Annotated in this window: 19 protein-coding genes; 8 read left to right on the top strand and 11 right to left on the bottom strand. The window is 66.3% G+C overall.

Annotated features, from left to right (window positions below; translation table 11 throughout):
* Nucleotides 1-65 precede the first annotated feature (65 nt).
* Nucleotides 66-2,081, bottom strand: coding sequence for a protein-disulfide reductase DsbD family protein (locus tag PPZ50_RS07080; protein ID WP_126012673.1), 2,016 nt, complete (start codon nt 2,079-2,081; stop codon nt 66-68).
* Between the two features lie 53 nt (nt 2,082-2,134).
* Here PPZ50_RS07080 and PPZ50_RS07075 point away from each other — a divergent pair, with 53 nt between their 5' ends.
* Nucleotides 2,135-3,805 (top strand): alkaline phosphatase family protein, encoded by a 1,671-nt coding sequence (locus tag PPZ50_RS07075; protein ID WP_272815782.1) that lies wholly within the window; start codon nt 2,135-2,137, stop codon nt 3,803-3,805.
* 77 nt (nt 3,806-3,882) lie between these two features.
* Here PPZ50_RS07075 and PPZ50_RS07070 read toward each other — a convergent pair whose 3' ends face one another.
* From PPZ50_RS07070 to PPZ50_RS07050, 5 genes are all read right to left on the bottom strand, one after another.
* Nucleotides 3,883-5,112, bottom strand: coding sequence for an alpha/beta hydrolase (locus tag PPZ50_RS07070; protein WP_126015075.1), 1,230 nt, complete (start codon nt 5,110-5,112; stop codon nt 3,883-3,885).
* Nucleotides 5,113-5,181: 69 nt separating this feature from the next.
* Nucleotides 5,182-6,123 (bottom strand): right-handed parallel beta-helix repeat-containing protein, encoded by a 942-nt coding sequence (locus PPZ50_RS07065; protein WP_126015083.1) that lies wholly within the window; start codon nt 6,121-6,123, stop codon nt 5,182-5,184.
* Between the two features lie 88 nt (nt 6,124-6,211).
* Nucleotides 6,212-6,490: an integration host factor subunit beta gene (locus tag PPZ50_RS07060; RefSeq protein WP_126015073.1), complete on the bottom strand. Its 279-nt coding sequence runs from the start codon at nt 6,488-6,490 to the stop codon at nt 6,212-6,214.
* A gap of 172 nt (nt 6,491-6,662) precedes the next feature.
* Nucleotides 6,663-8,366, bottom strand: coding sequence for a 30S ribosomal protein S1 (rpsA, locus tag PPZ50_RS07055; protein ID WP_066689665.1), 1,704 nt, complete (start codon nt 8,364-8,366; stop codon nt 6,663-6,665).
* Nucleotides 8,367-8,826: 460 nt separating this feature from the next.
* Nucleotides 8,827-10,503, bottom strand: a complete 1,677-nt coding sequence (locus PPZ50_RS07050) for a DEAD/DEAH box helicase (protein WP_126015071.1) — start codon at nt 10,501-10,503, stop codon at nt 8,827-8,829.
* A gap of 166 nt (nt 10,504-10,669) precedes the next feature.
* On the opposite strand from PPZ50_RS07050, the gene msrB reads away from it, so the two are divergent.
* On the top strand, nt 10,670-11,155 hold the full coding sequence (msrB, locus tag PPZ50_RS07045; protein ID WP_420794423.1) for a peptide-methionine (R)-S-oxide reductase MsrB: 486 nt from the start codon (nt 10,670-10,672) through the stop codon (nt 11,153-11,155).
* 64 nt (nt 11,156-11,219) lie between these two features.
* Here msrB and PPZ50_RS07040 read toward each other — a convergent pair whose 3' ends face one another.
* Nucleotides 11,220-11,798 (bottom strand): CHAP domain-containing protein, encoded by a 579-nt coding sequence (locus PPZ50_RS07040; protein ID WP_126015067.1) that lies wholly within the window; start codon nt 11,796-11,798, stop codon nt 11,220-11,222.
* Between the two features lie 339 nt (nt 11,799-12,137).
* On the opposite strand from PPZ50_RS07040, the gene PPZ50_RS07035 reads away from it, so the two are divergent.
* Nucleotides 12,138-12,689, top strand: a complete 552-nt coding sequence (locus tag PPZ50_RS07035) for a hypothetical protein (protein ID WP_066689669.1) — start codon at nt 12,138-12,140, stop codon at nt 12,687-12,689.
* A gap of 233 nt (nt 12,690-12,922) precedes the next feature.
* On the opposite strand, the gene PPZ50_RS07030 is transcribed toward PPZ50_RS07035, so the two are convergent.
* From PPZ50_RS07030 to PPZ50_RS07015, 4 genes are read right to left on the bottom strand one after another with little or no spacing between them, the layout of a single operon-like run.
* On the bottom strand, nt 12,923-13,660 hold the full coding sequence (locus PPZ50_RS07030) for an extensin-like domain-containing protein (RefSeq protein ID WP_126015063.1): 738 nt from the start codon (nt 13,658-13,660) through the stop codon (nt 12,923-12,925).
* Nucleotides 13,657-14,370, bottom strand: a complete 714-nt coding sequence (locus PPZ50_RS07025) for an NUDIX hydrolase (protein WP_272815781.1) — start codon at nt 14,368-14,370, stop codon at nt 13,657-13,659. Before PPZ50_RS07025 ends, PPZ50_RS07030 begins: the two co-directional genes overlap by 4 nt.
* Entirely contained in the window at nt 14,367-15,605 is a 1,239-nt protein-coding gene (locus PPZ50_RS07020) for a hypothetical protein (RefSeq protein WP_272815780.1), read from the bottom strand. Before PPZ50_RS07020 ends, PPZ50_RS07025 begins: the two co-directional genes overlap by 4 nt.
* An 8-nt stretch (nt 15,606-15,613) precedes the next feature.
* Nucleotides 15,614-16,945 (bottom strand): MFS transporter, encoded by a 1,332-nt coding sequence (locus PPZ50_RS07015; RefSeq protein ID WP_066689673.1) that lies wholly within the window; start codon nt 16,943-16,945, stop codon nt 15,614-15,616.
* 131 nt (nt 16,946-17,076) lie between these two features.
* Here PPZ50_RS07015 and cyoA point away from each other — a divergent pair, with 131 nt between their 5' ends.
* Genes cyoA through PPZ50_RS06990 form a run of 5 tightly spaced genes read left to right on the top strand, consistent with a single transcriptional unit; the run spans nt 17,077 to nt 21,950 of the window.
* The gene (gene cyoA / locus PPZ50_RS07010; RefSeq protein WP_206433013.1) at nt 17,077-18,222 is read left to right on the top strand and encodes a ubiquinol oxidase subunit II; all 1,146 of its coding nucleotides are present in this window, start codon (nt 17,077-17,079) and stop codon (nt 18,220-18,222) included.
* 10 nt (nt 18,223-18,232) lie between these two features.
* The gene (gene cyoB / locus PPZ50_RS07005; RefSeq protein ID WP_272815779.1) at nt 18,233-20,233 is read left to right on the top strand and encodes a cytochrome o ubiquinol oxidase subunit I; all 2,001 of its coding nucleotides are present in this window, start codon (nt 18,233-18,235) and stop codon (nt 20,231-20,233) included.
* Nucleotides 20,234-20,236: 3 nt separating this feature from the next.
* Nucleotides 20,237-20,866 (top strand): cytochrome o ubiquinol oxidase subunit III, encoded by a 630-nt coding sequence (cyoC, locus tag PPZ50_RS07000; RefSeq protein WP_066689674.1) that lies wholly within the window; start codon nt 20,237-20,239, stop codon nt 20,864-20,866.
* Nucleotides 20,866-21,255 (top strand): cytochrome o ubiquinol oxidase subunit IV, encoded by a 390-nt coding sequence (cyoD, locus tag PPZ50_RS06995; protein WP_272815778.1) that lies wholly within the window; start codon nt 20,866-20,868, stop codon nt 21,253-21,255. Before cyoC ends, cyoD begins: the two co-directional genes overlap by 1 nt.
* Complete coding sequence (locus PPZ50_RS06990) at nt 21,255-21,950, top strand: SURF1 family protein (protein WP_272815777.1); 696 nt, start codon at nt 21,255-21,257, stop codon at nt 21,948-21,950. Before cyoD ends, PPZ50_RS06990 begins: the two co-directional genes overlap by 1 nt.
* Nucleotides 21,951-21,986 lie beyond the last annotated feature (36 nt).

The raw sequence follows: 21,986 nt of genomic DNA, 5'->3' as shown, positions 1-21,986 counted from the left end.
CGCCTGACGGATTATGCTCCGCATGCTGCGCTGCGAAATCGGTGCTGGCAAGCGGGTTTGGCGGCTCAGGATACCAGTTCGGTCAGCGTCGCCGGCGTAAGTACTTGCGGCAGCACGCGTGCCTCTCCGCTGCCCGGCGCATAATAAAGATATAGCGGCACGCCGGCACGGTTATGCGCCTCGATAAAACGGCCCAGCGCTGGGTCGCCATCGGTCCAATCGCCGACCAGCACCTTTACGCCACCCTTGCCGAACGCCTCCGCCACCGCGCGAGTCTCGATTGCGGCGCGTTCGTTGACCTTGCAGGTCAGGCACCAGTCCGCGGTGAAATAGGCGAAGACCGGTTTGCCCTCTGCGCGCAGCGCCGCCAACCGTGCCTCGCTGAACGGTTCGGCGCCGGCGATCCCGGTAGTCGCAGCGCCGGCCGGCGGTGCGCGCTGCACCAGCGCGGCACTCGCCACCGCCAGCACCAGTGCGGCGATCCCCGGCCTCCATGCCCGATCGCGCCCGCGCAGCTGTCGCCGCCCGGTCCACCACAGTCCCAGCCCGGCGAGCAGCAGTGCCCCCAGCCCCATTGCCATCCCGTCGACCCCGGACTGCCGCCCCAATATCCATGCCAGCGCCAGCGCGGTCAGGAACATCGGCACCGACAGCGCTTTCCGGAACGCGTCCATCCACGCGCCGGGCTTAGGCAGGCGCCGCCGCAGCGCCGGAACGAAGCCCAGCAACAGAAACGGCAGTGCAAGACCGAAGCCCAGCCCGGCAAACACCGCCATCGCCGCGACCGGCGGAAGGACCAGCGCCGATCCCAGCGCGGCACCCATGAACGGGCCGGTACAGGGAGTGGCAACGAACGCCGCGAGTGCCCCGGTGGCGAACGCCCCGCCCCGCCCGCTGCGGTTGCCGACCTGTGGCGTAGGCAGTTCGAACAGCCCGGCGAGGTTCAGCGCGATGCCGCCGGTCAGCACCAGCAACAGCAATACGACGCGCGGATCGGTCAGCTGGAACGCCCATCCCGCCGCCACGCCCGCCGCACGGATCGCGAGCAATATGCCGCCCAATGCCATGCAGGTGACGACCGCTCCAGCGGTATAGGCAACACCCTCCGCCCGCGCATGGACCGCGGACTCGCCCGAACGGGCCAAGCTCAACGCCTTGAGGCTCAGGATCGGAAAGACGCACGGCATGATGTTGAGCAGCAGTCCGCCGAGCAGCGCCCCGGCAAAGGCGATCAGCACGGTGCGGATCGGTGCCGGTTCGGCCGCTGCCGCCACCGTGCCGGGGGTCGCGCGGATCGCGAAGCCCTTCCCCGGACCGGTCGCGAGCACGCCTTCGATCGCAGCCGACTTGCCCGTAGCCTTCGTTTCGATAACGAGGGCGTCGCCGTCGCGCGCGATCTTTTGCGGCGCATCGTAATCGACCGCGCTCTCGGTGAGCGGGAAGAAATAGGGATCGCCGATCGCCTGCGACGCCGGAAACGGCACGCGTAGCCTCAGGGTGTCGCCAGCCTGGAACAGTGCGGGCGATCCTAGCGGCCGGGGCAGCGCGCGCCGCCAGCCATCGAAATCGGCGCGACGCTCCGGGTTGATCGCGCCGTCACCAATCGTCAGTTCGGTGGCGAGCTCCGCCTTTTCCGGTACGCAGATTTCGCGGGTGCAGACCAGATAGTCGATCGACAGCCGCACCGGCACGATGGTGCCCTTCGCCAGCCCGGCGGGCAGTTGCAGCTCGGTCAGGATGGTCCAGGGTCGCTCATAGACATAGTTCATGATGCCCGCGACGGTCAGCCGCTCGGGCACCGGATAGCGCAAGGGACCGACGCTGGCACCCGCCGGCAATGTCCAGTCGAGCTGCGGCTGGGTGCCGACCGCGCCGGGATTCTGCCAGTAACCGTGCCATCCCGCATCGGGCATCGATACCAGCGCCAGCGCAACGCGCGATCCCGCCGCCGGGGCGTCGCTCTCCGCTACGATCCGCATCTGGACATGCCGCTGTCCCGGCACCTGTGCCGCCACCGGCAACGCGCCCAGAAATGCGAAAAGGATCAGGACGAGTCGCCACAGCGTTCTTGCCGGTGTCATGTACGCCGGGTAGCGAAGTTTCGGGACGGATGCACCGTCCGCGGAGTTCCTTAATGCGTTTCCTGACCCTCGCTGCGCTACTGCTTGGCACCGCCGTCCCCGCTCTGGCGCAGACCGCCGCACCGGCCCCTGTCCCGGCCGCCCTACCGGTGCCGCCGACCTATCCGGCGACGCCGCCCAAGCTGATCGTCGCGATCTCGGTCGATCAATTCTCCGCCGACCTGTTCGCCGAATATCGCGCGCGCTTCACCGGCGGGTTCGTGCGGATGATGCAGGGCGCAGTGTTCCCCTCGGGCTATCAGAGCCATGCCGCGACGGAGACCTGCCCCGGCCATTCGACGATCCTGACCGGATCGCGCCCGTCGCGCACCGGCATCATCGCCAATGACTGGATCGACCAGCGCGGCAACAACCGCCCCGATCACAAGGTCTATTGTGCAGAGGACGAGCGCGTCCCCGGCTCGACCTTCAAGGACTATACCGTGTCCGACGTGCACCTGATGGTGCCCACGCTGGGCGAGCGGATGAAGGCCGCCGATCCGCGCACCCGCGTCGTATCGGTCGCGGGCAAGGACCGCGCGGCGGTGATGATGGGCGGGCACAAGGTCGACGAGCTGTGGTGGTTCGGTAAGGACGGCTTCACCAGCTATGCCGGTCGCACGATGCCGCCGGTCGTCGCACGCGCCAACGCAGCCGTCGCGAAGCAGATCGCCACCGCGCAAGGCCCGATGACGCTGCCGACCTTCTGCCAGCCGCTCGCCCGCGCCGTTGCGGTCGCGGGCAAGACGATCGGCACCGGCCGGTTCGAACGCGCCGCCGGCGACGTGAACAATTTCCGCCGCTCGCCCGAATATGACGCCGCCGTCCTCGCACTTGCCGCCGGGCTGATCCAGGACATGAAGCTGGGTCAGGGGCCGCAGACCGACATCATCTCGATCGGCGCGTCGGCCACCGACTATGTCGGGCACGGCTATGGCACCGAAGGCAGCGAGATGTGCCTGCAGCTGACCTCGCTCGACCAGAGCCTCGGTGAGTTCTTCAAGGTGCTCGACGCGACGGGTGTCGACTATCAGGTTGTGCTGACCGCCGACCATGGCGGCAGCGACGCCAGCGAACGCCATGCGCACCACGCAATTCCCGACGCCGTGCGGCAGGACGGCGAGCTGACCGTCGAGGGCATCGGCAAGGCGATCGGGCAGAAGCTCGGCATCGCCGGCCCCATCCTGTTCGGCGGGGTCAATGGCGATGTGTGGTACGACATCAAGCTCACCCCGGCGCAGAAGGCGGCGGTCGAGCGCGAGGCGATCGCGATGTTCATGGCGCATCCGCAGACCCAGGCGGTCTTTACCCGCGCGCAGATCATGGCAACGACCGTGCCGAACACCCCGCCCGAAACCTGGACGCTGGTCGAGCGCGCCCGCGCGTCCTTCTATCCGCCGCGCTCGGGCGACCTGCTGGTGGCGATGAAGCCGCGAGTGCTGACGCTGCCGCATCCGGTTGTCGGCAGCGCGGTCGCGACGCATGGCAGCTTCTGGGACTATGACCGGCGCGTGCCGATCCTGTTCTGGCGCAAGGGCGCCGGCGGGTTCGAGGAGCCGTTCGGTGTCGAGACGGTCGATATCCTGCCGACGCTGGCAGCCACCATCGGGCTGAACGTGCCGAAGGGAGAAATCGACGGCCGCTGCCTCGACCTGAACCCCGGCGAAGGGTCGACCTGTCGCTGATCCGACCGTTCGGTTCGAGCAGCTTCGAGCTCGTCGAGAAGCGTCCGTCAAGAACTCCGCTCGACGGACGCGCCCACTCACGGCAACCGCAGCATCGCCGTCGCCGCCGCTGCCGGATCGGCCCGCTCCTCCAGCGAGCGGACGATCGCGGCGGCGGTGCGCGGCACCTTGCCCGCGAATACCCGCCCGCCGTTGACGGTCACCCGCACCGGCCGGTCGAGATCGACCAGCCGGTCCGACAGGCGCAGCACCAGCCCCGCCGGGACCGCGCCGTCGATGGTGATCGCCTGTCCGTCGACGCGCGCATCGATCCGGTCGCCCGCTTTGGGCGCGGCGCCGTCAGGCAGGTGCAGCCAGTAGAAACGGTCGTGGGTCACATCGTCCTGCACCCAGACGACTCGCTTCGGCCACGGATTGCGGACGAATTGCGCCATCCATGGCAGGGCCTCGGCATCCCTGCGGTTCATCCAGTGCGGCAGGCCGGGATAGATGCGGGTGATCGAAACATAACCGCCCGGATCAGCGGCGTGGAGCTTCGCCAGTTCCGCGCTCTTTTCGGCGGCGATCCTGTTGCGGTCATAAGCGGCGTCCGCTCCGCCCATGAAGATGCCGAACGGCAGGTTGCGTAAGGACGCCACGCCCGCCTCGTTCGGATGGCCCGCCATCATCGATGCCGCGGCGAAGCGATCCGCCATGCGCGGCGCCAGTTGCCACACGCCATCGCCGCCGGCCGAATAGCCGAGCAGATAGACCCGATCCGGATCGACGCCGTTGATCGCGACCTGCGCATCGATCAGCCGTTGAAACAGCGGATCGATATGCGCCTCGTGCCACAGATTCCACGTATCGGTCGGTGCGCGCGGCGCGAGGTAGATGCCCTCGGCCGGTTCGTAGAGCCGGATCTGGTTGCGCCATTGCTGGTCGTTGACCGCCGGCGCGGCATTGCCGCCGCCATGCATCGAAATCCACAGGCTGCGCTTGCCATGGAGAGCGCTGCCGAACTGACGACTTTCCCAGCGCAGCGTCTTGTCGCCCAGCGTGATCGCCTTCGCCGCCATCGCCGCCCGATAGTCGGCTGTCACTTGCCGCATCCGTGCCGCCGCCAACAGTTCGAGCGCCACATCCGCCTCTGCCTTCGACAATGGCCGACGAAGCACCGCAGCGTCGTTCCGCCGCACCGCATCCGGCTGCATCGTCCAATTTGACAGGTCGTTCAAAGTGCGCACGGGCGGTGACTGTCGGGGCGCGGCAAGCGTCGGCATGGCCGACAGCGTCAGAAGTGCAGCGAGCGTAAAACGGCTTTTCATGGATGCACGAATATCGCGTATTGCCGTTCGACCGAAGGGGAAAGCGTGGCCGGCTAGCAATAGCCTGCGTCACCGCGTCTCGAATTTGCGAACCCCCGGTCCCAGCCGGTTCGCGCCGACCGCAACGCCGTCGCCGGTATAGTCGGCGACGAACGCCGGACTCTTGTCCATGCCGGGCGCCAGCCGTGCGTCGTTATCGTCGATGCGCAGCCCGCGCGCCGGGAAAGTGCGCTTCTCAGCACCGACGACGATGAAGCCGGTCCAGTTCTCCTTAGCCTTGCCCTGGACGAAGGTGTTGCGTGCGATCACTCCGGTCGCGCCTTCGGGTAGGTCGATCATATAGTTGGTCTTGTTGCCACGACTGTCGTCGAAGCTGGAGTCAGTGATGTCGATGCGGGGCGCGCGGATCTTCACATAATGGCCGCCGGTGCCGCGTTCGAAGCGCGACCGGGTGATGGTGATCGAGCCGTTGTTGCCGAGATAGACTGAATGCGAACAGTCGGTCGTCTCGTCGCACTGGCCGAGCCCGGCAAAGGTCGAGCGGTCGATGACGATGCGCTGCCGCCCGTCCGGATTGCCGCCCAATATTCCTTCCTGGCTGTCGAGGAAGGTGGAGTTGGTCACGGTCAGGTCGCCGATCTCGGTACGGATGCCCGCGCCATTGCCATCGGGCACGCGGATGCGACGGAACACGATTCCGTCGACGGTCGAGCGCCGTCCGCGCAGGACGAAGGTCGCCTTTTCCTCGCACGCCCCGCCGTCGAAGATGACCGTGCCGGGCGTACGCGCGCGAAAGGTGATGTCGCCGCCGGTCTGCACCGTGCAGTCGCGATAGGTCCCAGGCGCAATCAGGATGGTCGCGGTGCCGTCGCGCACCGCCGTCACCGCCGCATCGATCGTCGCGAACCCCTCGCCGGTCTGTTCGATCACGAACGGGGCGGTGCGCTGCTGCGCCGGCAGCGGAGCCGCCAGCAGCACCAGCGCGAAGGGCAGGAAGTGGCGAACGTGCATCGGCCGGTCCTCTATCGGTTCGGCCCATGCCATGCGCCAGCAAAGCCCTGCGCGAAAGAGGGCAAAACCGTCCCGGCGCGGTACGCGCTCAGACGTTCAGCCGCGCGCGCATTTCCTTGCCGGGCTTGAAATAGGGCACGCGCTTGGCATCGACCTCGACCGCTTCGCCGGTGCGCGGGTTGCGGCCGGTACGGGCATCGCGCGCGCGGGTTGAAAAGGCGCCGAAGCCGCGCAGTTCGACACGACCGCCTTCACGCAGCTGTTCGGTGATCGCATCGAAAAAGGTCGCGACGATCCGTTCGACATCCCGCACCGGCAATTCGGGATTTTCCTGGGCCAGTTGCTGAACCAGTTCCGATCGGATCATCTTTTCCCCCACCAAATCAAAACCATGTCGCGGAACGGTTCGATCCGGACATTGGGTTGCACTAACCTATGTTGATCGTTCCTCACAATCCGCCTTTCGAATGAACGCAAAAACGGGGCGCTCCAAACTGGAGCACCCCGTCCCTGTTTCCACCGATCGGCGGACGAAAAGCTTACTTCTGTTCGCCGCGCGCCTTCAGCGCCTCGCCCAGAATGTCGCCCAGCGACGCGCCCGAGTCGGACGAACCGTACTGCGCAACCGCCTGCTTCTCTTCGGCGATCTGCATCGCCTTGATCGAGAAGGTCGGCTTCTTCGAACGATCGAAGCCGGTGACCATCGCGTCGAACTTCTGGCCAACCTGGAACCGCTCCGGACGCTGTTCGTCGCGGTCGCGGCCGAGATCGGTGCGCTTGATGAAGCCGGTCGCGCCATCGTCGCCCTGCTGCACTTCGAGGCCCGCATCGCGGACTTCGAGCACGGTCACGGTCACGATCGCGTTCTTGTTCAGGCGATCACCCGCCTGCGCCGCGACCGGGCCACCACGCTCCAGCTGCTTCATGCCGAGCGAGATGCGCTCCTTGTCCGGCTCGACCGCCAGCACGACGGCCTGAACCGTCTCGCCCTTGCGGTGCAGATTGAGCGCGTCTTCGCCCGAAATGCCCCAGGCGATGTCCGACATGTGGACCATGCCGTCGACGTCGCCGTCCAGGCCAATGAACAGGCCGAATTCGGTCGCGTTCTTGACTTCGCCCTCGACGGTCGAACCGACGGGGTGATCTTCCGCGAACTTCTCCCACGGATTCGCCTGTGCCTGCTTGAGGCCCAGCGAGATGCGGCGCTTGTCCTGATCGACCTCGAGGACGATCACGTCGACTTCCTGCGAAGTGCTGACGATCTTGCCCGGATGGACGTTCTTCTTGGTCCAGCTCATTTCCGAAACGTGGACCAGACCTTCGATACCCGGCTCCAGTTCGACGAACGCACCATATTCGGTGATGTTCGTGACGCGGCCCGACAGCTTCGCCCCGACCGGATACTTGGCACCGGCGCCATCCCACGGATCGCTTTCCAGCTGCTTCATGCCGAGCGAGATGCGCTGCGTGTCGCGGTTGATGCGGATGATCTGAACGCGGACGGTGTCGCCGATGTTCAGCACTTCCGACGGATGCCCGACGCGCTTGTACGACAGGTCGGTAACGTGCAGCAGGCCGTCGATGCCGCCCAGGTCCACGAACGCACCGTAATCGGTGATGTTCTTGACCACGCCGTCGATCACCTGACCTTCGGCAAGGCTCTGGATCAGGCCCGAACGCTGCTCGGCGCGGGTTTCTTCCAGCACCGCGCGACGCGACACGACGATGTTGCCGCGCTTGCGGTCCATCTTCAGGATCTGGAACGGCTGCGGGATGTCCATCAGCGGGGTGACGTCGCGAACCGGACGGATATCGACCTGAGAACCCGGCAGGAACGCCACGGCGCCCGACAGGTCGACGGTGAAGCCGCCCTTGACGCGACCGAAGATGACGCCTTCGACGCGCGCGGTCTTGGCGAATTCAGTTTCCAGCTTGTCCCACGCGGCTTCGCGACGGGCGCGGTCGCGGCTCAGCATCGCTTCGCCGTTCGCATTCTCGACGCGGTCGACATAGACTTCGACTTCGTCACCGACCTTCAGATCGGCCTTCTGGCCCGGCGCCGCGAATTCGCGCAGCGGCACGCGGCCTTCCGACTTCAGGCCGACGTCGATGACGGCGAGGTCGTTTTCGATGCCCGTGACGGTGCCGATGACAACGCGGCCTTCGAAGCTTTCCGAAGCACCGAACATGTCGTCGAGCATCGACGCGAAATCGTCACGGGTGGGATTTGCCATGCTGGCCATATAACTCTTGGTTCCTAAACGTATCTGTTTCCGGCCGGCCGGTTGTCTCCGGCGGTCTTTGACCGGCATTGCCGCGCGCGCCGAATACGACACGCGGCATTCCACGACCCTGTCGTCACGAAAGGCTTGCCCCGGCAATGCGGAAAGGACGCCTGCGCATCCGGCCTACGCGAGTCTGTGCTCGTCGAACCGGCGCGCCATACGCCTTTTGGGCGGATCACGCAACGGTTTGGGCAGCGGAAGAAAGGTTGGTTCACGCGAAGGCGCGATGACGCGGAGAAGAAGGGAGAAGGTTAGATTTTCGCGCAGAGACGCGGAGGCGCAGAGAAGTTGCGTGTCGAACGCCTGACGCTTGTCCGGCGAAGCCTTTCGACTACCCTGCAGCAGAGGAGAACAGCCGCTGTCGCGGCGGATGGTCGCCGCGACCGCAACCCCTCCGCGCCTCCGCGCGAAAATCAGCTCACCCCCGACGCCCGCCGCGATACGGCTTGGCGGAATGGCGAGGCGGTGCGCCATTGGTCCGGCGCTGCGGAGCGGCCGGCGGACCCGACATCTGTTCGAACATCAGGTCATCGTCCGGCATCGCCGTGCGCTTGACCGAGGCGATGAACTTGCCCGCGATCGCCTTGGGAATTTCGAACGCCGATTCATCGTTCGCAATGCGGATCGCGCCGATCTCACCCTTGGTGATGTGACCGCGACGGCACAGCAGCGGCAGCAGCCAGCGCGGATCGGCATTGTGCCGGCGACCGACATTCATGCGGAACCACACCGTGTCCTCGAACCCCGGACGCGGCCCTTCTTGGCGCTCGCGTCGTTCGGGCATGCCGCCAGCCGACAATTCCTCGGGCGCGGGCAGCTTGGCGCGATAGGCGCGGACCAGCAGCGCGGCGATATCTTCCGGCGTCTTCTCGGCCAGCAGGCGCGCGCCCAGTTCGACATCGGCCTCGTCGAATTCGACCGGCTCGGCCAGCTTGGCGAGCAGGCGCTCCCGATCGGCCGCGTGAATCTGCTCGGGGGTCGGCACGCCGATCCATTCGGCGTTGATCTTCGCATCGCGCAGCAGTCCTTCGACCCGGCGACGACGCTGGAACGGCACGATCAGCGCGGCGATGCCCTTCTTGCCCGCGCGGCCGGTGCGGCCCGAACGGTGCTGGAGCGCTTCGGCATCACGCGGCAGTTCCACATGGACGACCAGGCTCAGCGACGGCAGATCGATGCCGCGGGCGGCAACGTCGGTCGCGACGCAGACGCGCGCACGGCGGTCACGCAGCGCCTGTAACGCATGGTTGCGCTCCGACTGCGAATGCTCGCCCGACAGCGCGACCGCATCGAAACCGCGCTCGACCAGATTGGCGTGCAGGTGGCGCACCGCTTCGCGCGTCGCGCAGAACAGGAACGCGGTGTCCGGTTCGTGCAGGCGCAGCAGGTTGACGACCGCATTCTCGATATCGTTCGGCGCGACGGTCATCGCCTGATAGCTGATGTCGCCATGGCCCCGCTCCGCCTCGCGCGTGTCGATGCGGAACGCGTCCTTCTGGTAGCGCTTGGCCAGCGCCACGATCGGCTTGGCGAGCGTCGCCGAGAACAACAGCGTGCGGCGCTCGGCCGGCGTGCCGTCGAGAATCCCTTCGAGATCCTCGCGAAAGCCCATGTCGAGCATCTCGTCGGCTTCGTCGAGGATCGCGACCTTCAGCCCCGACAGGTCGAGCGCGCCGCGTTCGAGGTGATCGCGCAGACGCCCCGGCGTCCCCACGACGATATGCGCGCCATGGCTCAGATTCCGGCGTTCGCGCGCCGCATCCATGCCGCCGACGCACGACACGATGCGCGCGCCGGTTGGGCCGTACAGCCACAGCAATTCGCGCGCGACCTGCAACGCCAGCTCGCGGGTCGGGGCGATGACCAGCGCCAGCGGCGCGCCGGCGCGCGGCATCTTGTCCTCGGCGTCGAGCAGGTCGCGCGCGATGGCGAGACCGAAGGCGACGGTCTTGCCCGATCCGGTCTGGGCGGACACCAGCAGGTCGCGTCCTTCGGCATCAGGCGTCAGGACGGCCGCCTGAACGGCGGTCGGGGCTTCATAACCACGCGCGGAAAGCGCCGCGGCGAGCGGTTCGGGTAACGTCGAAAAAGGCATAACGCGCCAAATGGCCCCAAATTGCGGCTACGGCAAGGCCATGCGTATCGTTTACCATGCAACCGGACCGCGAAATTGGCAAAAGATTTTCGTTTGTCGGCTTCCGTACCCGGACATTGCCGGTGCGACGCCCCTTCCCCACATCGGCGGCGAAGGGAATCGCACGATGCCGATCGATCGCCGCCGCCTGCTCGAACTGACCGGAATGTCGGCGCTCGCCGCGCTGATCGGCTGTGCACCGGAGGCGAGCGAGGCTGCGCAGACCTTCCCGTTCAAGCTGACCGACGCCCAGTGGAAGGCGCGCCTGACCCCGGCGCAATATAACGTGCTGCGGCAGGAGGGGACCGAACGCCCCTATAGTAGCCCGCTGAACGACGAAAAGCGCAAGGGCGTCTTCGCCTGCGCCGGTTGCAATCAGCCGCTGTTCCTGTCGACGACCAAGTTCGAAAGCGGCACCGGCTGGCCGAGCTTCTACACCCCGCGCCCGGGCGCCGTCATGACCCGCGCCGACCGCTCGCTGATGATGACCCGGACCGAGGTATTGTGCAGCCGCTGCGGCGGGCATCTCGGCCACGTGTTCGACGACGGGCCGCCGCCGACGGGCAAGCGCTATTGCATGAACGGCGTGGCGATGACCTTCCGCCCCGCCTGAACACCAAAAGGCCCGCCGCATTCCGCGTGCGGCGGGCCCTTTTGGCAATGGCGCGGGGATCGGATCAGTCGTTGAGCGCGACGACCATGCGGGCATGGGCCGGCTGGGTGCTGGCACCGCCCTGCACCGGAGCGGGCGGATCGGTCTTCACGATCACCAGCGGCGCTTCCAGCTCGCTGCCGCGCGGCGCGTGCTTGGCATAGATGAAGCCGTTCGCTGGATAGGCCGAGGTGCCGAGACCGCCAAGCGGACCGTACCACACCTTCACTTCGCTCCAGTCGCCGGCGGCCGACACGTCGATCGCGCGGACATCGCGCTCGATCCCGCCGCGGCGCGACCAGTTGGCATGGGTCAGCAGGACTTCGCGGTCGCTGACGACCTTCGACACCATCGCGACATGACCGAGGCGCATCTTGGAGGTGGCGGCAAAGGACAGAACCGCCCCTTCCTTGGGCGCATGGCCGCGTTCATACTTGCCGGCGGCCTGGCCCCACCAGGTATGGGCGTTGCCGAAGATTTCGACGCCCGAGATTTCGCGGGCATAGGGGGCGCATTGCCAGAACCGGGCCTGGGCCGGAGCCACCATCGCCAGAGCGCACGAAACCACCAGCGCGAAACGCGCTGCCACAGCACCAAACTTCATCTGACCCCCACGGCCCCACGAATGTCGTGAGCGGCATGAAGCAGGGTTTACCGCCCACGAAAACCCCACCCCTGGCCAAATGGGAACCAATTCCGACGAACCGTGTTTGCGCGGCGATGACTGGCGGATGAACCGTGGAACGCCGGTCGTTTTGCCCTGCCCGCTCCCGACGTGTCGCCGAACGCCGATGCGACGAACTGCATCAGGTCGTTGTTGCAATGCAGCACCGAACCTGTTCGGATATGTCGTCGATCGGGGGTGCCGTGTTTCGTTCAGCAAGCCGTTAACTATTCTTCGGCACTATTCGGTCGGTTGTAATCTTGGGCGGGGAGTTCACAGATGGCGATTGCACGCAGGCCGGCGGAAGGCGCGATGACGCTGGCGGAGATGAAGGAGTTCGCGACCTTTTCGGCAGCGACGCAGCGGTACATCCGCCGCTCGCTCGATATCGGGCTGGATCGCGACGACGCGATGCGCCGCTGGTCGCGAGACGTGGTGGAGGCCGCCAGCATCCGTGCACAGGCACGCATCTATGATCGCCTGCCCGACATCCGCGCGTGCATTCCCGAGGACAGCGGGCTGGATGCGATCGAACCGTTCATGACGCCGCTGCTGACGGTGACCGCGTTCGATCTGGGCCAGGGGCGGCTGACGACGTTCGGCGCCTATCGCTTCCTGTACGAACGTCTGGTCGGGCCGGAGGCACGCCCATGGCTGCCCGCCGCCTTCTGCGCCTCGGCCGCCTTGCCGCATCTCCATCCCGAACTACGTCGCAAGCTGCTGCAATCGCTCAGCGAAGCGGCGGCAACGGCATCGGGCTGGTCGATGCGTCAACCGGCCTTCTATCCGGCGTGGGTCGAAAAGGTCGAAGCCGGCGCGCCGATGCATTGATCGCGGGGGCGGATGGGGCTCCGACCGTTCCGTGATATGACGGCCCACTCTGTCCTAAAACGTCACCCCGGCCTTGAGCCGGGGTCCCGCTTCTTCTTCGTCCGGGGGGGAGTAGGTAGAAGCGGGACCCGGATCAGGTCCGGGAGTGACGGACAGGATTTGGACTGGTGCCACCGCATCAGCCGCGGCCGGTCAATCCGTGCCAGCCTTACCACGCCCAGCAGCCGGCCCCCTCACCTGCATGCCCCGCCGAATCCGCGCGTAGCCTGATCGAAGTGGAAATGGTCGCGGTGCGCGGCATTGTAATCGGGCGACAGCACGGTCGAGAAGACGCCACACGCGCCATCGCGGACCTCGCGCAGGAACGCCGCCTTCGCCGCATCGTCGCGGCCCTGCCCTGCCGTCCAGTCGCCGACGACGCTCACCCGCCGTCCATCGGCCAGCACGAATGCAGCGATGTCGAGCGCGTTGGCTGTCGCATGCTCGCTGAACGCCCCGGTGTCGCGGCCATACATCCGCCGGCAATTATAGCTGCCGAAATTCTCGATTCTGACGACCGGTTCGCCGAAATGCTTCTGCGCGGCGGGCTGGACGACCTGCCACTCCCATAGCGCCATCCCGGTCGCGACGCGGCACGACACGCCGACATCGGGCGTGATGGCAATGGTCCGCGACCCGCCCCCGCGCATCCGCACCGCATCGTCGTACCCGCATTGCCCCGCATCGTCGCGCGGCGGCAGCGCGGTGTAGCGCACGCCTGCCACATCCAGCAGCGCACGGCACCCCGCGAAGTCGCCCGCCAAATCACCTATCTTCGCACGCGTGAACATGCCAACCGGCTGCGACAGGTCGAGCGGGGTCCAGGGCACGTCCTGCGGGCGACTGCGGGAAAAAGCGTAGATGGCAAAAGCGATGGCAGCGAGGACGGCGAGCCATACGAGGGTACGAACGCCGACCGACAGCGCCTTCATGCGCGCACCGCGCGGTCGGCGGGTTCGGCCGTGACCGGATAGCCCAGATCGTCGGGGATGCAGATGAAGCGGCCCTCGTCCCGCTCCTCGACCCACGGCGTTATCGTCCGGACCGGCCAGCGCGCGGCATCGGCCAGCACCTCGTCGGCCGACTCATGCTGCGCGAGCCGCTCCAGGACCCGGCGGGTCGGAAACAGCAAGGTCGCCTCCCCCCGGTCGGCGGAGGCGAGCGCGTCGGCGGCTGCCAGCCACAGGGTCCGGACATTCTCCGTCGCATCGACCCGTGCAGGCGGTGCATCCTCCGGCAGGCGGGCGACGTAGAACCACGTGTCGAACACCCGTACCGGCACATGGTCGGGACGCCACCGGGCATAGGAGATCAGTGGTGACGGATCGACCGGGCCCAACGCCCCGATCGGTGCGCCATCAGCCAGTGCCGCGCGCATCGCTTCCACGTCGCCGGATAGGCCGATCGCGATCCCGGCCTCCTCGATCGTCTCGCGGATCGCGGCCAGTCGCGGCGCAAGATCACCGTTACCCATCGCCAGCGCCAACGCCCGGTCGCCCGGGTCGATCCGCCCGCCGGGAAATACCAGTGCGCCGCCGGCAAAGGCCATTGCCGCCGACCGCTCGACCATCAACAGTTCGGGCGGTCCGACGGCCCGGTCGCGCAACAGGATCAAGGTGGCGGCGGGAATCGCGGTCGTCATCGCGGGGAGTTGGGAAGCGCCCCCGGCAATGTGAAGTCGCCGCCTGCGCGAACCAGTCGCCAGCCATCGGGCAGGAAGTCGAGCGACATGTAATAATAGAAGACGCAGGTCCCGTCGGGACGGTAGCTCGCCCCCTTCAACAGCCCGATCGCGGTCGTGCCGACGAACACCGGCCCGCCGCTGTCGCCGCCCTTGCATCCCGGCCCTGCCACCGCGACCCAAGTCGGCAGGCACGGCCCGCCGCACAGGTCACCGGAAGGCGCGAAGTCGACCATTTCGACCTCGGCGCAGCTATAGCCGCTATGTTCGCCCCGGTGGCACACGATATCCCCGACCCGCGTGCCGGTCCGGCTGCGCTGCCCCTCGACCGGGCGCAGCACCGTGCGCGCCGCGTCGGAATAGAATCGCGGCTGCACCGCATCGGGGCTGGCATTGACCTGTACGTCGTGAAACCCCCAGCCCCATTGACCGATAAAGGTCAGCGGGGTGCGGGTACCGTCCTTGGCAACATGCTCCAGCGTGTCGGGGCAGTGGGCGGCCGTGACGATGCCGTTCTGCACGCCATCGGTCACGACGAAGCCGGTCGTGCAGTAGAAGCGCCGCCCGCTGACCGGATCGGGGCCGATCAGCCGCGATCCGCCGACGACCTCGCCCGACAGGTCCAGTTCGGGTCGACCGCTGGTCGCGATCCGGACGGGCACGCCGGTCAGCGACTCGATCCGCCGCTTGAGCGCCGCAACATCGCCCGCTGCATCCGCCGCGCCGATCAGGACCAGCAACGTGCCGTTCCGGGCGTCGATTCCCATGGCCGGCGGACGCTGCACCATCGCCCGGATCGCCGCCTGGTGATCGGCAATCGCCGCCAGCATCTGCGTACGCGTGGCGGTCGCACCGATGCGGAACCGGATCGGGATCGACAGGCCGTCGATGGTCACCTGCCCGTCCGGTACGGCTCGCTTGCCGGTCAGCAGGACGGTGACCGCGCCGTCCCGCTCGACCGAGGTTCCCGCCAGCCGGTCGCGATATTCGCCCTCGATCCATTCGGTCACGGCGACGCTGGCCGCCTGCTTGCGCAACAGGACCAGCGCATCGGCCGGATCGATGCTGCGGATGCGAGCGACTTCGGCCGCATCCTGTGCCAGTGCGGTGTCGGCGGAAACGACGACGGCGGCGTCCTGCGTCGCGGCGGGGGTTCCCGCCGCCAGCGCAAGCGCCGCCGTCCAGTATCGCAGCATCGACCGGATCAATCGAGCCGGCGTGCCAGTTCCTTGTTGAGCGCCAGTGCCGCCAGCGTGCCGACGGCACCCGACAGCAGGTACAGGCCCGATGCCAGCAGCCCCAGCTTGTCGGCCAGCGCCAGTGCCACGAACGGCGCGAAGCCCGCCCCGAACAGCCACGCTAGGTCCGACGTCAGCGCCGCGCCGGTATAGCGCGAATCCTTGGCGAAGTTCGACGCCACCGTCCCCGACGACTGACCGAACGACAGGCCCAGCAGGATGAAGCCGGTGATCATGAACGCGATCTCACCCGCGTCGCCGCCGTTCAGCAGCAGCGGCGCAAGGCCGGAGAACAGCGCGATGGCGATGGCACCGATGCCTAGCAGGGTGCGGCGACCGACATGATCGGCCAGCACGCCCGAAATGATGATCGCGAAGATGAAGAACAGCGCGCACGCGGTCTCGATCCACAGGAAGCGTTCGATCGGCTGCTCGGTCTTCAGCAGGATCCACGACAGCGGGAACACCGTGACCATATGGAACAGCGCGAAGCTGGCCAGCGGCACCAGCGCGCCGATCACGATCGTCTTCCACTCGCGGCCGACCGTCGGCAGCACCGGGGACGCCTTCAGCTCGCGATTCTCGAACAGCTTGGTATATTCGGGCGTCACGACGATGCGCAGCCGCGCGAACAGCGCCACGACGTTCAGCGCGAACGCCACGAAGAACGGATAGCGCCAGCCCCAGCTGATGAAATCCTCGGCGCTCATATAAGCGGTGAAGAAGGCGAACAGCGCGCTGGCGACCATCAGGCCGAGCGGGGCGCCCAGCTGCGGGATCATCGCGTACCAGCCGCGGCGATCCTGCGGCACGTTGAGCGCCAGCAGCGAGGCGAGCCCGTCCCATGCGCCGCCCAGCGCGATACCCTGCAGGATACGCAGCACCGCCAGCAGGATCACCGACCATGCGCCGACCTGGGCATAGCCCGGCAGGAACCCCATCGCCACCGTCGCCGTGCCGAGCAGGAACAGCGCGATGGTCAGCTTCGTGCCGCGCCCATGGCGACGGTCGATCCACATGAACAGCAGCGTGCCCAGCGGCCGCGCGAAGAACGCCAGCGGGAACAGCGCGAACGAGTACAGCGTGCCCGTCAGCCGATCGACATAGGGGAACATCAGCTGCGGGAACACGATCACCGACGCGATCGCATAGACGAAGAAGTCGAAAAATTCCGACGTACGCCCGATGATCACGCCGATCGCGATCTCTTCGGACTGGACGTTCACCTCGCCGCCGCCATGGTTGACGGCCCGGGCATCGGCCTCGAGTTCGCGGGAGTGGACGAAGGCCTCGGCCATAGGGACTCCAAGAGCAGCGCGGATGCCGCGCGGATAAACAGAATGTGCGCCCGTTATCGCAATGCACCAAACGCGGGGATAGGACAAAATGTCCTATCGCAGTGCAGCATCGCACGGCATAGGTCGCGCCCATGATCCTGCCCCGCTCGCTCCCGTGGCACCGGCCACTGCGTTCGCTCCTCCCGCTCGCGGCCCTGCCGCTGCTCGGCGGATGCGACCTGGTCGTGCTCAATCCCGCCGGCGACATCGCGCGCCAACAGGCCGACGTCCTGATGATATCGGTCGGCCTGATGCTGCTCATCATCATTCCGGTGATGGCGCTGATCGTCTGGTTCGCGTGGAAATACCGCGCCAGCAACGAAACGGCGACCTACAAGCCCGACTGGGACCATTCGACCGCGCTCGAACTGGTCATCTGGTCCGGTCCGCTGCTGATCGTCATCGCGCTCGGCGCGCTGACCTGGATCAGCACCCACCTGCTCGATCCCTATCGCCCGATCGGGCAGATTTCGTCCGGCAAGCCGGTGCCCGAGGACCAGCAGCCGCTGGAGATCCAGGTCGTCTCGCTCGACTGGAAATGGCTGTTCATCTATCCCGAACAGGGCATCGCGACGGTCAATCGCCTGGTCGTGCCGGTCGATCGCCAGGTACGGTTCCGTCTGTCGTCGTCGTCGGTGATGAACACCTTCTACGTGCCTGCCATGGCCGGCATGATCTACACGATGCCGGGCATGGAGACGAAGCTCCACGCCGTGCTGAACCGTCCGGGCACCTTCGACGGCATGTCGGCGCATTATAGCGGTGCCGGCTTCTCCTATATGAACTTCAAGACGACGAGCACCGACGCCGCCGGCTTCGACAAGTTCGTGGCAGGCGTGAAGGCGATGCCGAACCGGCTGGACACCGCGCGCTATCTCGAGCTGGAGAAGCCGAGCGAAAAGGTGCCGCCGATGGGCTTCAGCGGGGTCGAACAGGGGCTGTTCACCCGCATCGTGCAGATGTGCGTCAAGCCCGGCACGCCGTGCATGACCGAAAGCATGGGCCATGGAGGCCATGGTTCGGCGGTCAACAGCCGACTGCCCGAAGGGGAGCGTACCAAGGGCGCGCTGGAAAAGGCACCTTCCGAATATGGTGTCAGCCCGCATAGCAGCGGCGATGCGCCGCAGGGGTCGTCGGCCGCTCCCGGTGCCGCCGATCCGGGCAACGACGCCAACCGCAACATGACCCGCATCGCGCCGCCCGCGATCCCGGGCCGCACCGCTCCGGCACTTGGCTGAGAACGAGATCATGTCCGATACCCTTACCAAGCTGATCTTCGGGCGCCTGACGCTCGAAAGCTTCCCGATCCACGAACCGATCATCGTCATGACCTTCATCGCGGTCGCCATCGGCGGCGCGGCGGTGCTGGCGGCGCTGACCTATTTCAAACTGTGGGGCTATCTCTGGAAAGAGTGGTTCACGACGGTCGATCACAAGAAGATCGGGATCATGTACATGATCCTCGGCATCGTCATGCTGCTGCGCGGCTTCGCCGACGCCATCATGATGCGCAGCCAGCAGGCGATCGCGTTCGGCGACAACGAAGGCTTTCTGAACGCGCACCATTATGATCAGGTGTTCACCGCTCACGGTGTCATCATGATCTTCTTCGTCGCGATGCCGTTCGTCACCGGGCTGATGAACTATATCGTGCCGTTGCAGATCGGGGCGCGCGACGTGTCCTTCCCGTTCCTGAACAATTTCAGCTTCTGGATGACCGCATCGGGCGTCGTGATCGTGATGGCCAGCCTGTTCGTCGGCGAATTCGCCCGCACCGGCTGGCTGGCGTTCGCGCCGCTGTCGGGGCTGGATTATTCGCCGGACGTGGGCGTCGACTATTATATCTGGGCGCTCCAGCTGGCGGGCGTCGGGACATTGTTGTCGGGCGTCAACCTGATCGCGACCATCGTCAAGATGCGCGCACCGGGCATGGGCCTGATGAAGATGCCGATCTTCACCTGGTCGGCGCTGGTCACCAACATTTTGATCGTCGCCGCCTTCCCGGTCCTGACCGCCGTGCTCGCCATGCTGTCGCTCGACCGCTATGTCGGCACCAACTTCTTCACGAACACGCTCGGCGGCAACCCGATGATGTACGTGAACATGATCTGGATCTGGGGCCACCCGGAGGTCTACATCCTGGTCCTGCCGGTGTTCGGCGTGTTCTCCGAAGTCGTGTCGACCTTCTCCAGCAAGCGGCTGTTCGGCTATACGTCGATGGTCTACGCGCTGCTGGTCATCACCATCCTGTCGTATCTGGTGTGGCTGCACCACTTCTTCACCATGGGGTCGGGGGCGAGCGTCAACTCGTTCTTCGGCATCACCACGATGATCATCTCGATCCCGACGGGCGCGAAGATCTTCAACTGGCTGTTCACCATGTATCGCGGCCGTATCCGCTACGAGCTGCCGATGATGTGGGCGATCGCCTTCATGCTGACCTTCACCATCGGCGGCATGACCGGCGTTCTGCTCGCGGTGCCGCCGGCCGACTTCGTGCTGCACAACTCGCTGTTCCTGATCGCGCACTTCCACAACGTGATCATCGGCGCGGTCGTGTTCGGTACCTTCGCCGGCATCAACTACTGGTTCCCCAAGGCGTTCGGCTTCAAGCTCGACCGCAAATGGGGTCTGGTCAGCTTCTGGTGCTGGTTCGTCGGCTTCTGGGTCGCCTTCACGCCGCTCTACGTGCTGGGCCTGATGGGCATCACCCGGCGTCTGCGCCACTTCGACGATCCGAGCCTGCAGATCTGGTTCGTCATTGCCGCCGTGGGTGCCGTGATCATCGCGGTCGGCATCGCCGCCTTCCTGGTGCAGATCGCCGTCAGCATCTTGAACCGCGACAAGCTGCGCGACGTGACCGGCGATCCGTGGGACGGCCGCAGCCTCGAATGGGCGACCTCGTCGCCGCCGCCGGACTATAACTTCGCCTTCACCCCCGTCGTTCATGACATGGACGCGTGGTACGACATGAAGAGCCACAAATATGCCCGGCCGACCGAAGGCTTCCAGCCGATCCACATGCCGAGCAACACCTGGGCCGGTATCGTGATCGCGGGCGTGTCGACCGTGTTCGGTCTGGCGATGGTCTGGTATATCTGGTGGCTGGCGGCGCTGTCGTTCGTCGCGGTGATCGGCATCGCGATCTTCCACACCTTCAACTACAAGCGTGACTTCCACATTCCGGTCGAGGAAGTCATCGAGACGGAGCGGCGGCGCACCGCCGACCTCCAGGCCGCGGGGGCGTAAAACATGGGTTCGTCGGTACAAGTCCCCGCGGGCGCGGAAGGTCGCGCCTACCACCTGGCGGAGGAGCATGAGCATGAGGCCGGGTCGAGCACCATGCTCGGCTTCTGGCTTTACCTGATGAGCGACTGTCTCATCTTCGCCATGCTCTTCGCCGCCTATGGCGTCTATTCGGGTAGCACCGCGGGTGGCCCCGACGCCAAGGAGCTGTTCGACCTGCCGCTCGTCGCGCTCAACACCGCGATGCTGCTGTTCTCGTCGATCACCTACGGCTTCGCGATGATCGCCGCCGAAGAGGGCAAGAAGGCCGCGACGCTGCGCTGGCTCGCCATCACCGGCGTGTTCGGCCTGTGCTTCCTCGGCATCGAACTCTACGAATTCAGCCACCTGATCCATGAAGGCGCCGGGCCGCAGCGCAGCGCGTTCCTGTCGGCGTTCTTCACGCTGGTCGGCACCCACGGGTTGCACGTCACCTTCGGCTCGATCTGGCTGGTCACGCTGATGGTGCAGGTCGCCAAATACGGCCTCGGTGCTGCCAACATGCGCCGGCTGATGTGCCTGTCGCTGTTCTGGCACTTCCTCGACGTCATCTGGATCGGCGTCTTCACCTTCGTCTATCTGCTGGGAGTCCTCTAATGGCCAGCCACGCCCATCACGACGCGCACGGTCATGGCGCTCACGGCCATGGCGACGCGCCCGCACATGGTTCGCGCAAGGACTATGTCATCGGCTTCCTGCTGTCGGTGCTGCTGACCGCGATCCCCTTCGCGCTCGTCATGACCAACGCCTTTGCCGATACGCGGATCACCGCGGGCATCGTCATGCTGTGCGCGGTCGTGCAGATCGTCGTCCACATGATCTACTTCCTGCACATGAACACCAAGTCGGAAAGCGGCTGGACGTTGATGGCGCTGATCTTCACCGTCGTCCTGGTCGGGATCGTGATCGCCGGGTCGCTGTGGGTCATGTACCATATGAACGTGAACATGATGCCGCAGATGTCCGGGGACATGGGCGCGATGTGATGCGGGGCCGGCCGATCCGACGCATCCTGATCGGCACGCTGATCGGATGCGTCATCGCCGGCCTGATCGGCCTGGGCGTGTGGCAGCTGCAGCGTCGCGCATGGAAGCTGGACCTGATCCAGCGGACCGAAGGGATGCTCCGCTCCCCGCCCGTCCCCGCCCCGCCCCCAGCGGCATGGGGCACGATCACGAGCAACGACGCCTATCGTCCCGTCATCGCTACCGGGCGCTACCGCCCCGACGCCGACACCTATACCCAGGCCGCAACGGCGCTCGGCGGCGGCTTCTGGGTCCTGACGCCGCTCGATACCGGGCGCTTCACGCTCCTCGTCAATCGCGGGTTCGTGCCGGCTGACCAGCGCGGCAAGGTGCCCCCGCCACCCGGCACCGTGACCGTGCGCGGGCTGCTGCGCATCAGCGAACCGGGCGGCGGCTTCCTGCGCAGCAACGTGCCGGCCGAGGATCGCTGGCATTCACGCGACGTCGCGGCGATCGCGGCCCGGCGTGGGCTCACCGACGTCGCCCCCTATTTCATCGATGCCGTCGCCGATCCACAGGTCGAGTGGCCGCGCGGTGGGCTGACCATCGTCTCGTTCCGCAACAACCACCTCGTCTACGCGCTGACCTGGTTCGGCCTCGCGCTGCTGCTGGGTGGCATGACATGGTGGGTCGCACGGCGCGAACCACGGGCGTAACATGCGCCCGATGCAACCCGCCCCTCCTTCCACGAC

Origin of the sequence: Sphingomonas hankookensis (assembly GCF_028551275.1) — a bacterium.
Lineage (GTDB): Bacteria > Pseudomonadota > Alphaproteobacteria > Sphingomonadales > Sphingomonadaceae > Sphingomonas > Sphingomonas hankookensis_A.
The sequence above is the reverse complement of the archived record's forward strand: the minus strand, read 5'-3'. Positions and strand labels throughout refer to the sequence as shown.

Coding starts and splice junctions, on each gene's coding strand:
- rpsA (WP_066689665.1), bottom strand. CDS start 8,366: ATGGCCAGCATGGCAAATCCCACCCGTGACGATTTCGCGTCGATGCTC.
- PPZ50_RS07020 (WP_272815780.1), bottom strand. CDS start 15,605: ATGCTGCGATACTGGACGGCGGCGCTTGCGCTGGCGGCGGGAACCCCC.
- PPZ50_RS07050 (WP_126015071.1), bottom strand. CDS start 10,503: ATGCCTTTTTCGACGTTACCCGAACCGCTCGCCGCGGCGCTTTCCGCG.
- PPZ50_RS07015 (WP_066689673.1), bottom strand. CDS start 16,945: ATGGCCGAGGCCTTCGTCCACTCCCGCGAACTCGAGGCCGATGCCCGG.
- PPZ50_RS07070 (WP_126015075.1), bottom strand. CDS start 5,112: ATGAAAAGCCGTTTTACGCTCGCTGCACTTCTGACGCTGTCGGCCATG.
- msrB (WP_420794423.1), top strand. CDS start 10,670: ATGCCGATCGATCGCCGCCGCCTGCTCGAACTGACCGGAATGTCGGCG.
- cyoB (WP_272815779.1), top strand. CDS start 18,233: ATGTCCGATACCCTTACCAAGCTGATCTTCGGGCGCCTGACGCTCGAA.
- PPZ50_RS07060 (WP_126015073.1), bottom strand. CDS start 6,490: ATGATCCGATCGGAACTGGTTCAGCAACTGGCCCAGGAAAATCCCGAA.
- PPZ50_RS07075 (WP_272815782.1), top strand. CDS start 2,135: ATGCGTTTCCTGACCCTCGCTGCGCTACTGCTTGGCACCGCCGTCCCC.
- cyoD (WP_272815778.1), top strand. CDS start 20,866: ATGGCCAGCCACGCCCATCACGACGCGCACGGTCATGGCGCTCACGGC.
- PPZ50_RS07040 (WP_126015067.1), bottom strand. CDS start 11,798: ATGAAGTTTGGTGCTGTGGCAGCGCGTTTCGCGCTGGTGGTTTCGTGC.
- PPZ50_RS07080 (WP_126012673.1), bottom strand. CDS start 2,081: ATGACACCGGCAAGAACGCTGTGGCGACTCGTCCTGATCCTTTTCGCA.
- PPZ50_RS06990 (WP_272815777.1), top strand. CDS start 21,255: ATGCGGGGCCGGCCGATCCGACGCATCCTGATCGGCACGCTGATCGGA.
- cyoA (WP_206433013.1), top strand. CDS start 17,077: ATGATCCTGCCCCGCTCGCTCCCGTGGCACCGGCCACTGCGTTCGCTC.
- PPZ50_RS07025 (WP_272815781.1), bottom strand. CDS start 14,370: ATGACGACCGCGATTCCCGCCGCCACCTTGATCCTGTTGCGCGACCGG.
- PPZ50_RS07035 (WP_066689669.1), top strand. CDS start 12,138: ATGGCGATTGCACGCAGGCCGGCGGAAGGCGCGATGACGCTGGCGGAG.
- cyoC (WP_066689674.1), top strand. CDS start 20,237: ATGGGTTCGTCGGTACAAGTCCCCGCGGGCGCGGAAGGTCGCGCCTAC.
- PPZ50_RS07030 (WP_126015063.1), bottom strand. CDS start 13,660: ATGAAGGCGCTGTCGGTCGGCGTTCGTACCCTCGTATGGCTCGCCGTC.
- PPZ50_RS07065 (WP_126015083.1), bottom strand. CDS start 6,123: ATGCACGTTCGCCACTTCCTGCCCTTCGCGCTGGTGCTGCTGGCGGCT.